The following is a 9,679-nucleotide window of genomic DNA, read 5'->3' on the forward strand; positions in this document are numbered from 1 at the left end:
TCTATGGTTAATTAAAATTGGCGTAGAAAGCGCAAATCGCTGGCATAAACCCGACGAATATCATCAATTTCATGCAGTACCATTGCGAAGCGCTCGACACCAAAACCGGCGGCAAAACCACTGTATTTTTCCGGGTCTAAACCAACTCCTTTCAGAACATTAGGATCGACCATGCCGCATCCTAAAACTTCTAGCCATTTACCATTCCACTGCAAATCTACTTCGGCAGACGGTTCTGTAAACGGAAAATAACTTGTGCGAAAACGAATTGGCAAATCTTGGCCGAACATTTGTCGCAAAAATTCTTTGATTGTGCCTTTCAAGTCAGTAAAAGTCAGCCCTTCATCTATGGCCAAAAGTTCAATTTGATGGAAGACGGCGGCGTGAGTAGCATCGACGGTATCGCGGCGGTAAACGCGGCCTGGAGAGACAATCCGAATCGGGGGTTTGTGCTGTTCCATGTAGCGAATTTGCACCGAGGATGTTTGGGTTCGCAGCAGGTTTCCGCCTGGGAGATAAAAGGTATCTTGCATATCCCGCGCTGGGTGGTCTGGCGGGGTGTTTAGTGCTTCAAAATTGTAATAGTCTGTTTCCATTTCTGGGCCGTTGGCTACGGTGTAGCCGAGGCCAACAAAGATATCTAAAGCGCGGTCTATGACGCTGTTTAAGGGGTGTATTCTGCCTTGGGGGCGAAAAATCCCAGGCATGGTGACATCGAGGGTTTCTGAGGCTAGTTTGGCTTGGATTTGGGCGGTTTGGAGGGAGGTGCGTTTGTCTTCTAAATCGGTTTGTAGGGCTTCTTTGACGGTGTTGGCGATCGCACCTAGTTTCGGTCGCTGTTCGGGCGGCAGTTTGCCCATCATGCCTAAAACTTGAGAGAGTTGACCTTTTTTACCTAGGTAATTGACGCGCAACTGTTCGAGTTGTTCGAGGGTATTGGTGGTGGCGATCGCACTTTTGGCTTCTTGGCCTAGGGTTTCTAGTTGGGTTTCAATGTCGCTTAGCTGGACAGTCATTTTAGATTTTAGATTTTAGATTTTAGATTGATGGCTGTTGGAGCCAAGCTGAGTTTAGCGCAATTTGAGTGCGAGTGGCTGGTTGATTTTACATTTGAGATTTTAGTCGGTAATTGGTAATTAGAGACCAAAGCGATCGCCAGACTTGAATTTAGTTTAGTATTGTCATGTGGCCTACAAAACTTTTCATGAAACTTCTAATTAGCAACGACGACGGCATCTTTGCACAAGGCATCCGCAGCCTCGCCAACGCACTCGCCGCCGCTGGTCATGACGTAAGCGTAGTTTGTCCCGACAGAGAACGGTCGGCGACAGGTCACGGTCTCACCCTGCACCAACCCATCCGCGCCGAAATTGTCGAATCTATTTTTGACCCAGCAATCAAAGCTTGGGCTTGTTCCGGTACTCCCGCGGACTGCGTGAAACTAGCTTTGTGGGCTTTACTGGACAAACCGCCAGATTTTGTTCTGGCCGGTATTAATCACGGCCCGAATTTAGGAACGGATATCATTTGTTCCGGGACGGTTTCGGCGGCGATGGAAGGCATTATGGAAGGGATTCCCAGCATTGCTTTCAGCCTTGCGAGCTATGCTTGCTTGGAATTTGAGCCGGCAGTAAATTTTGCCGTGACTTTGCTCTCACAGTTGGAAAAACAACCGATGGCAAAACCCATGTTGTTGAATGTGAATATACCAGCGGTTAAACAAGCAGAAATTACCGGAGTTGCGATCGCCCGTCAAGGGATTCGCCGCTATTTCGATATATTTCAAAAGCGCACCGATCCGCGCGGCAAAACTTATTATTGGCTAGCTGGGGAATTGTTAGAAGATGTGGAAGAAACTTCAGAAACCTCTGATTTGCTGGATATTCCTACGGATGTACAAGCTATTCGCGACCATAAAATTACCATTACTCCTCTTCAATACAACCTCACCTGTGGCCGAGACTTGCAGAGTTTACAGGATTGGAAATTTAAAGGTTTTACAATGAATTGAGATCCGATCGCGCGGATATCAGAGGTAAACTAGGAATTAAGGAAAAGTACCTCTTTAGGTATATGCCCTAGGCATTAGCGCACCCTCTCTCTTGGTTATTGGTTTTTTACTCAAGAAAAACAGTTATGAACGCTCCCACCTACAACACTCATTCTGTCACTTGTCCGATTTGCAACCGTTCCAGCATCGTCGGCGCTGTGGGGATGGTTAGCGGACTATTCAGTTGTCCTCACTGTCATTCCCATTTGGTAATTAGTTGGAGTGGCCATTTTGTCCGCGATCCTTTTAGCCTGAAACAATTAACGGTGGGGAAGATGCTCAGGCGCGAGAGTCGGCCTCTAGCTCGCATTCAGCGCGATTTGGGGATTGGGAAGCATTTCCCGTTGTTGGCTCTTTTGGGAAGTGCTGTATTTCTGGGATTTGCGATCGTGACGACAGAACAATCCTTACCGCGACAGCAGCCGTTTCAAGGATTTTTAGAGTGGGTGAGTGGGAGTGGCAATTCCCAGGGAGTCTCTCGTTAACATTTCGCTACTTGAATTTTGACATTCAATGCCTTTAAATTTATCTTCTTTTAGGTATAAGACAATTTAGCCCCCAGATAAATCTGGGGGCAGTGTTTGGATGAGGATTGAATCAAAGGCGATCGATCTACTCTACTACCTGAAAATTAATTTCTACCTACGCCCCACCCTCATGTCAAGCCTGATTTTGTTAAGCAAAATGTGAATCAGCCATGGCTCAAAAAGGCAAGGACGATGGAAATTTAGGGGTAATAATCCTGAATTGCTTTTACCTCCATGGGGTTAGATTTGAGCGATCGAATTCCCGCCGCCGTCGCTTTCGCACCGGCAATGGTGGTAATAATCGGAATTTTGTAGGTTAATGCTGTGCGACGGATAAAGATGCCGTCGGCGCGGGACTCTTCACCAGAAGGTGTGGTGATAATTAGTTGAATTTTCTCGTTCTTGATCGAATCCAACAAGTTGGGCCGCCCTTCATGGAGTTTTAAGACCAAATCTACATCTAAACCTTGCTCTTCCAATACTTTGCGAGTACCATGAGTGGCTACTACTTTGAAACCTAATTCCAAGAATTCCTTGACAACTGGTACAACTGGTAGTTTGTCCCGATCGCGCATGGAAACCAGTACAGTTCCTGACAGTGGCATGACTTGTCCAGCACCCAATTGAGCTTTGGCGAAGGCCTTGCCAAAATCGGTGTCAATCCCCATGACTTCGCCAGTCGATCGCATTTCTGGTCCTAATAAAGTATCGGTTCCAGGGAACTTAGCAAAGGGTAGTACGGCTTCTTTCACCGAAACGTGAGTGGGTACAACTTCTTTAGTAAAACCTAAAGCTTCCAGAGTTTGACCAGACATTACCCGCGAGGCCATTTTTGCTAGGGGTACTCCGATCGCCTTGGAGACAAAAGGCACTGTTCGAGAAGCCCGTGGGTTCGCCTCCAAAATGAAAACTTGCTCTCCTTGAACCGCAAATTGAATGTTCATCAACCCGATCACTTTCAGGGCTTTGGCTAATTCCACTGTCTGGCGGCGAATTGTTTCTAAAGCTGCTTCAGTAAGTGTTTGGTAAGGGATGGTACAAGCAGAGTCGCCGGAGTGAATTCCCGCTTCCTCAATGTGTTCCATAATGCCCCCGATAGTGACATTACCTGTAATATCGGCGATCGCGTCTACATCTACCTCTGTCGCATTCTCTAAGAACTTGTCAATTAAAATCGGATGGTCTGGTTCTACCAGCACCGCATAGGTCATGTAACGTTCCAATTCCGTATCGGAATAAACAATTTCCATGGCTCGGCCGCCTAACACGTAGCTGGGGCGGACTACTACTGGATAACCAATCCGTTGAGCTACGATTAAAGCATCCTCAAAACTGCGGGCCAAACCATTAGCAGCTTGCTGAATATTCAACTGTCGCAGAATTTTTTCAAATCTTTCTCTGTCTTCAGCAGTATCAATGGAATCCGGCGAAGTTCCCCAGATTTTTGTTTGTACATCTGGATGATTTTCGAGGGCTTTTTGTAAAGGCAGTGCTAATTTTAACGGGGTTTGTCCGCCAAATTGAATTATGACTCCCTCTGGATTTTCCGCCTCGATAATGTTGAGAACATCTTCTTTGGTTAGAGGTTCAAAATACAGGCGATCGCTGGTATCATAATCCGTCGAAACCGTTTCTGGGTTGGAGTTAACCATGATTGTCTCAAACCCGTCTGCTCCTAGGGAATAGGAAGCATGACAGCAACAGTAATCAAACTCAATTCCCTGTCCGATGCGGTTAGGACCACCGCCTAAAATCATTACTTTGCGCTTAGTAGAAGGCAAAACTTCTGACTCTGGGCTGAGACTGTGAGCCACTGGTGAAATCTTCTTTTCTTCATCGCCTAATTCCCAAATTGCTGTTCCCAATTCGTAGGTAGAATAGTAATAAGGCGTGAATGCTTCAAATTCGGCTGCGCAGGTATCAACAGTTTTGTAAATCGGTGTTACTCCTAAATTTTTGCGATAAGCGCGAACTTCATCTTCCGATGTTTTGGTCGCGTAAGCAATTTGGCGATCGCTAAATCCCAACTGCTTGATGGCAAACATTGTGTCTTTGGTCAACTGCTGGAGCTGGGTCCGCTTCATGAACTTTTCAGTTTCCAGCAATTCCTGCATTTTGTCCAAAAACCAAGGGTCAATTGCTGTGAGTTCAAAGATGTCTTCCACCGACATTCCCATCATCATCGCGTGACGAACTGTGAAAATGCGATCGGGATTTGGTGTCCGCAATCCGGCGCGAATTTGTTCCAAACTAGGCAACTTTTCGGGTTTGTCGCAACCGAAACCCGCCCGACCAGTTTCTAATCCTCGCAGCGCTTTTTGGAAAGATTCATTGAAGCTACGCCCGATCGCCATTACCTCTCCCACTGACTTCATTTGCGTTGTCAGGGTCGGTTCAGAACCGGGGAACTTTTCAAAAGCAAATCGGGGAATCTTCGTCACCACGTAGTCAATTGTGGGTTCAAAAGAAGCAGGAGTTTTCTTGGTAATATCGTTAGAAATTTCATCCAGGGTGTAGCCCACTGCTAATTTTGCCGCCATTTTCGCAATGGGAAATCCTGTGGCTTTTGAGGCTAAAGCCGAGGAACGGGAAACGCGGGGGTTCATTTCAATGACGATGAAATCTCCATTTACCGGATTCACCGCAAATTGAATGTTAGAACCGCCAGTTTCAACTCCGATTTCCCGAATGATTTTAATCGAAGCATCCCGCAGCCGTTGGTATTCTTTATCTGTCAGGGTTTGGGCCGGCGCGACTGTGATCGAGTCCCCGGTATGAATTCCCATCGGGTCTATATTTTCGATCGAGCAAATAATCACCACATTATCTGCTAAATCCCGCATCACTTCTAGTTCGTACTCTTTCCAACCGATTAAAGATTGTTCGATCAGAATTTGAGAGACAGGGCTAGCATCAATGCCACCTTGTGCCATTTCTTCAAACTCTTCTTGATTGTAAGAAATGCCTCCTCCGGTACCACCCATTGTAAAAGCGGGACGGATAATTAACGGGTAAGAACCGATTTGGTGTCCAATTGCTTTGGCTTCATCTAGATTGTTGGCAATTCCCGAAGGACACACAGCTACTCCAATGCGCGCCATCGCTTCTTTAAATAGCAGTCGGTCTTCTGCCATTTCAATTGCTGGTAGCTTAGCGCCAATTAACTCAACTTTGTATTTTTCTAAAACGCCATTCTTAGCGACCGCAACTGCTAAATTCAGGGCTGTTTGACCGCCCATTGTCGGTAAAATTGCTTGTGGTCTTTCTTTAGCGATGATTTGTTCGAGGATGGCTGGCGTTAGAGGTTCGATGTAGATGCGATCGGCTGTTTCTGGATCGGTCATAATGGTAGCTGGGTTGGAATTCACCAGCACTACTTCATAACCTTCTTCTCGCAAAGCTTTGCAAGCTTGCGTCCCCGAATAGTCAAACTCGCAAGCTTGACCGATCACAATTGGGCCGGAACCAATTAGCAGAATTTTTTGTAAGTCTTGGCGACGGGGCATAGGTTCGTAATTGGTAGTTGGACAAGATTAACGATCGATTTTACATTTTGCACCATTGCTATCAACAGGCTAGAAAGCCTGTTCTACCCAAAGCTTACTGAAAATGGTGCAGTTATGTGATATTAATTTGAAATTGTGCACCATTCTCAGGATTTTGAAGGCACAACCCCCCTACTCTTGGTAATATACATCGCCTGCTAAGGGTGCAGTGTATCGGTAAATCCAGACTATTTTAAGTGCTGTCGCCTAGTTTGTGTTGTAAAATACAATTTACCAGGCAAACTGCTGTCAACGTTCCGCCGCTACTGGCTTCGCTACCCAGACATCGCTTTTGGATAGATAGGACCAGTCCATAATTTGATGATAATTTTTATCTAAATATTTTGGCGATCGACTAAACTCCTATAGCCAAGGACGCAAAAACCCGCTTTCTCCACCTAATTTCCTGATTTGAGGTTGAGAAAGACGGGGTTTGAGAGCTAATTTTTCCGTAATTTACCTGGATCGTTTTTTTAAATAACTCTTGATTTTTTTGATCGGGTGCCTTACCCAAGGCTCCCATCTTGCGTATTTGAGCTTTAAATTCAAAAGCCAATCAGAATTATTTTGAATTTTCGCCAGTTCATCCTTAAACGGCGTTTGAGACAACATCTCCATCCATAATTTATTCGGTTCAGGACTTTCCCAAGGTTTTGGTCGGGATATAAAGTGCATCACTTTAGTAGAAGTGTCTTCAGTATCAGGATTATTCCAGATCTGATCTAGTTGATACCACCGTCCCGCTAAAACCGAATTTGATGTCCCTTGGTCGCAATCAGACCAAAGGTTGACTTTCGCATCAGCAATCATTTTTTCTGACAACTTTTCTTCAAGCCAAAGTTTCATATTGAAAACTAATAAGCCTGCATTGAAATAAGGGTTTTTATCTTGATCATTATTGGGATTACCCCACACATTGAGCGCTGCCGCGATCGGCATTCCTTGAAAATCTAAATTCCACAGTGGCTCTAAGCTGTCCAACACAATCATATCACTGTCGAGCCAGATTAGTCTTTCTGTCGCCTTTGTGTATTTTTCCGGCTCCAATCTAGCGTAAGTTAGTTTAGAACCAGAAAGCGACATCAACTCATTGTAATTATCTTTCACTTCTTGCCATTCAATCTTATATTTGCAGCACTGTTGCAACTTTTCCTGTTGCTCTGTATTAAAACCCGTGGAGACAACTGTAATGTTAACGGACTGATTGGGGTCTGTGGTAGCATTCAGTTCTATGGATTTTAGTATTGCTGCTATTCCTAAAATGTAATTACGATCGCCAACAATGGATAAGTACATTTCACTCATTAAGGAAAGGGTCTTAATAAATAAAGTACCATAATCTTTGGTAAAATCCAATTCTCTAGATTTGACCTTTGAGAAGCGACTCCATGGGCTCGGATAACAACGGTTTTCTGCCTTCCCAGGCTCAAGTCTGGGAAGGAGGATACGCTTCATTTGTTGAGTCTGCTTAGGATGACGAACTGTGAGAATCATCAGACTATGGGACAGGTTAATGGCTTAACGCTGGGGTTTCTTCACTGGACTAATTTTCGCTTTGACCGCGGAAACGCGCCGATAAAACTTAAACTTATTTAGAGCAGCACTGGCAGATTTAGCCACAACGCTGTCTGTATCTCGCAAAGCTTTTTGCAAAAGTGGAATCACTTTTTCTGACTTAATTGTTCCTAAAGCTTCCACCGCAGTCTGGCGAACTTCAGGAGCGTAATCTTGAGCTAATTTTCCCAAAGTTTCTATGGCTCGCTGATTATCTATTCTCAAAGGATTCGCAGCCGCAATTTTACCTAAAGCAGATGCTGCTAATTTTCGCGATTCTGTATCCTGACTTTGAACAATTCCCATCCACTGCGCTAGGGAATAATTTGGTGTTTGTCTGACTATTTGAGGCGGTGCTGTAAATTGTGTTTGATTTAACTCTGTTGGCTCTAACTCTGGGAACTGCGAAGGTGGCGCTTCTGTTGGCTCTAACTCCCGAAACTGTGACGGCGGCACTTCTGTTGGCTCTAATTCCCGAAACTGTGACGGCGGCACTTGTGTTTGATTTAACTGACTTTCATACTGCTCTTGTAAAGACTTGATGGTGAATTGCATCTGGGCTTCGTGAGCTTGTAACTGCTGATTTACTGCTACTAATTGACTCTCGTATTCTGCTTGCAAAGATTGCAATCTTAACTGCATCTCCACTTCGCGGTTTTGATATTCCTCAGCAGTTTCTCTTAACCTAACTTCATGTTGTTGTTGCAAATTTTGGATGTTATCATCGATTTGAGCTTGATAGTTCTGATGCAATTCTTCAGCCAGCTTGAGTAATTCTGCTTGGTGTTTTTGTTGCAATGAATGGATATTTTCTTGCAACTGAGAATCATGGTCGCCTGCTAATTCGGCACTCAATGTACGGAGATAATTCTCCTGTTGGCTAGTAGCTTGTCTGAGCTGATTGTCTCGGTCTTCAATAATTTTTGTGAGCTGATTTTCGTGTTCGGTAGTAACTTGTTTGAGTAAATTTTCGTGTTCGAGAGTAACTTGTCTGAGTCGCTCATCCTGTTCTACTTGCAGAGATTGGACTGTTTGCTGAATCCGAGACTGGTGAGCTCTTTCTATTTCCTCAGCAATTTGGCGAGTTTGCTCTAAGTGTTCTTGTTTTTGCTTGTTTAACCGTTTTTCCACCAAGGAGTAAGCAACTACTATGCCTACTAAAAAACCGACGATCGCTCCTATGATAGCCACAACTTAAATACCTCGCGACAAAATAGTTGTACTCGACTTTTATATTTAACCATATAGCCTCCTGTAACCGCCCAATAGCAGCAGCCAGACTGTCACCGCCAGCCAGTGAATCAGTACAGCCGGCCATACTGAGCCACTTTGGAGGTATGCAATGCTACACGCGACCCCCAAGAGGGCTGCCAGTAGCAAAAACACTGGATTCAGAAAGGTCGATCGCCCCACTGGGTAAAAAGTCAGCCCGTTGAGCGGATGGTAGACTATAAACAGCGCCAAACTCAGACTTACCCAAAGCCCTAGCGTTAACCCAGAAGCATTTTCCTGCTTGTGGGGTAGCATTAAAACGCGGAACCAGATTTCCTCGCTGATGCCAGGACTGAACAAACAGCCCACTGTTACCCCAATAATTGTACGCCAAGAGGTTTGCCGATCTACTTTCAGAAATCCTGACCAAAAACCAATTGGAAGCGCGATCGCACTATAAGCCATCAGCAGCAGCAAAGTAATCAGCCAATCAGTGCGATCGGGCATAGTTGAAACAGCCATGGTGACTCGATGTGCAAGTAGTGCTAAGTAATTAGTCATTGGTTATTGGTTATTGGTTATTGGTTATTGGTTATTTGTTATTGGTTATTTGTTATTGGTTATAAATATTCTTCCTTCTTATTTCCCCCCTTGGGGGGGGGGCTGGGGGGGGTTCTTCTTCCTTCTTCCTTCTTATTTCCCCCCTTGGGGGGGGCTGGGGGGGTTCTTCTTCCTTCTTCCTTCTTATTTCCCCCCTTGGGGGGGGCTGGGGGGGGTTGTTCTTCCTTCTT

Annotated in this window: 7 protein-coding genes; 2 read left to right on the plus strand and 5 right to left on the minus strand. The window is 45.1% G+C overall.

Annotation, left to right across the window (positions count from 1 at the left end; all coding sequences use genetic code 11):
- Positions 1 to 11: 11 nt before the first annotated feature.
- Entirely contained in the window at positions 12 to 1,016 is a 1,005-nt protein-coding gene (pheS, locus tag ACBR23_RS21755; protein WP_371119847.1) for a phenylalanine--tRNA ligase subunit alpha, read from the minus strand.
- A gap of 188 nt (positions 1,017 to 1,204) precedes the next feature.
- On the opposite strand from pheS, the gene surE reads away from it, so the two are divergent.
- Complete coding sequence (gene surE, locus ACBR23_RS21760; RefSeq protein ID WP_371119846.1) at positions 1,205 to 2,011, plus strand: 5'/3'-nucleotidase SurE; 807 nt, start codon at positions 1,205 to 1,207, stop codon at positions 2,009 to 2,011.
- 125 nt (positions 2,012 to 2,136) lie between these two features.
- Complete coding sequence (locus tag ACBR23_RS21765; protein WP_371116085.1) at positions 2,137 to 2,535, plus strand: hypothetical protein; 399 nt, start codon at positions 2,137 to 2,139, stop codon at positions 2,533 to 2,535.
- A 242-nt stretch (positions 2,536 to 2,777) separates the two neighbouring features.
- Here the strand turns inward: ACBR23_RS21765 and carB are convergent, their stop codons facing one another.
- From carB to ACBR23_RS21785, 4 genes are all read right to left on the minus strand, one after another.
- The gene (carB, locus tag ACBR23_RS21770; RefSeq protein ID WP_371119845.1) at positions 2,778 to 6,083 is read right to left on the minus strand and encodes a carbamoyl-phosphate synthase large subunit; all 3,306 of its coding nucleotides are present in this window, start codon (positions 6,081 to 6,083) and stop codon (positions 2,778 to 2,780) included.
- Between the two features lie 495 nt (positions 6,084 to 6,578).
- Positions 6,579 to 7,616 (minus strand): glycosyltransferase family 8 protein, encoded by a 1,038-nt coding sequence (locus ACBR23_RS21775; protein WP_371119844.1) that lies wholly within the window; start codon positions 7,614 to 7,616, stop codon positions 6,579 to 6,581.
- 24 nt (positions 7,617 to 7,640) lie between these two features.
- The gene (locus ACBR23_RS21780) at positions 7,641 to 8,867 is read right to left on the minus strand and encodes a HEAT repeat domain-containing protein (protein ID WP_371116088.1); all 1,227 of its coding nucleotides are present in this window, start codon (positions 8,865 to 8,867) and stop codon (positions 7,641 to 7,643) included.
- Between the two features lie 45 nt (positions 8,868 to 8,912).
- A complete protein-coding gene (locus ACBR23_RS21785) occupies positions 8,913 to 9,449 on the minus strand; it encodes a type II CAAX prenyl endopeptidase Rce1 family protein (RefSeq protein ID WP_371119843.1) in 537 nt (178 codons plus the stop codon).
- Positions 9,450 to 9,679: the final 230 nt, after the last annotated feature.

Origin of the sequence: Microcoleus sp. (assembly GCF_041354475.1) — a bacterium.
Classification (GTDB): domain Bacteria; phylum Cyanobacteriota; class Cyanobacteriia; order Cyanobacteriales; family Microcoleaceae; genus Microcoleus.

Coding starts and splice junctions, on each gene's coding strand:
- pheS (WP_371119847.1), bottom strand. CDS start 1,016: ATGACTGTCCAGCTAAGCGACATTGAAACCCAACTAGAAACCCTAGGC.
- surE (WP_371119846.1), top strand. CDS start 1,205: ATGAAACTTCTAATTAGCAACGACGACGGCATCTTTGCACAAGGCATC.
- ACBR23_RS21765 (WP_371116085.1), top strand. CDS start 2,137: ATGAACGCTCCCACCTACAACACTCATTCTGTCACTTGTCCGATTTGC.
- carB (WP_371119845.1), bottom strand. CDS start 6,083: ATGCCCCGTCGCCAAGACTTACAAAAAATTCTGCTAATTGGTTCCGGC.
- ACBR23_RS21775 (WP_371119844.1), bottom strand. CDS start 7,616: ATGATTCTCACAGTTCGTCATCCTAAGCAGACTCAACAAATGAAGCGT.
- ACBR23_RS21785 (WP_371119843.1), bottom strand. CDS start 9,449: ATGACTAATTACTTAGCACTACTTGCACATCGAGTCACCATGGCTGTT.